A 1,367-nucleotide genomic window follows, 5' to 3' on the forward strand; every position below is an offset into this window, starting at 1 on the left:
CCGCCATAGTTGGGCCACCAACATAACCAGCTCCGATACAACAAATACGTGTTATGGACATAGGATATTTTATTATTTTTTTAATGATTTAAAACAAACTTACCTGCATTATAAACTTATCTTTTGATGCCCTGATAAGGCGCATTTAGACAATCATTCAACTGAAACAAATATAAAAAAATATGCACTTTATTATCAAATATATAACAAAAAAAGCTTTTTTATATAAAACAACTATTTTTAAGCGATTTTGTGTTGTTAAATGTGAAAATCGTTTTAAGTTTGTGATACTAAGCTATGTGATATCCTGCAATCACAAATCATTTTTAATTATAGTACCATTTACGCTCATAAATAACATAACTACTAATGGCTGAATCTAATACATTTAATTCTGACAAAAGATTATCGTGGATTGACTATTCAAGAGGGATAGGAATTATCCTGGTTGTATATGGGCACGTGGTAAGAGGTTTGAAAGACCCGGGAATACTTAGTCTTGACCATACATTTTGGGGGTATTCAGATACTTTTGTTTACAGCTTCCATATGCGATTATTCTTTGTTTTATCAGGATACTTTTTTTTAAGATCTTTTAAAAAGGAGCCGTCTGATTTCATTTTAAAAAAAGTACAAACATTAATATACCCATTTGTAATTTGGTCAGTGTTGCAAACTATAGTTGAAGTATTGCTATCCAAATATACAAATGGTAAGGTTGCGCCCATTCAAATACTTGAGTGCATTATAATTCCGAGGGCGCAGTTTTGGTTCTTATACACCTTGTTTTTTATCAATGTTTTAAGTTTTATATTTTACAAAATAAGCATTAAATATGGTCTGTATATATCTACCATAGTTTGGTTGGCTTGCTTTATTTTTCAACCTCAATTAGGACCATTTAACACTACTTTCAACTATCTGCTGTTCTTTAATATTGGTATAGTATTTTCACAACTTGACCAATCCTTTTTATCATTTTTAAAGAACTACATTTTTTCCGCTCTAACCATTATCGCGTTTTGTGTTGTTGAATATATTTTCCTTTTTAGTAATACAAAGCCCATCTCGCTTTATCGGGCTGTTATGCTGCCATTTTTAGGTTCGCTGGCAGTTATGCAGGTTGCAGCAATGGCTGTAAGGAAAAACATTCTTAACTTTTTTGTTTATTTAGGAAAAGAGTCCTTACCAATATATCTTGCACATGTTTTGGTTGCCAGCGGGATCAGAATTGTTTTGTTCAAGATCCTGAAAATTCACAATCCTATTATACACGTTTTATTAGGTACAATAGCCGGTATTATCGTTCCTTTAATCTTAGATTCATTTGTAATGAAAAGGCGCTATTTATCAATGCTGTTTTCATA

At 31.5% G+C, this 1,367-nt stretch carries 1 protein-coding gene; it reads left to right on the top strand.

Annotated elements, in window-relative coordinates:
• Positions 1-369: 369 nt before the first annotated feature.
• A partial coding sequence (locus AC1DRQ_RS31570) for an acyltransferase family protein (protein WP_477430107.1) occupies positions 370-1,367 on the top strand: 998 nt, incomplete at its 3' end.

The organism is Mucilaginibacter sp. P4_E8 (assembly GCF_056401495.1).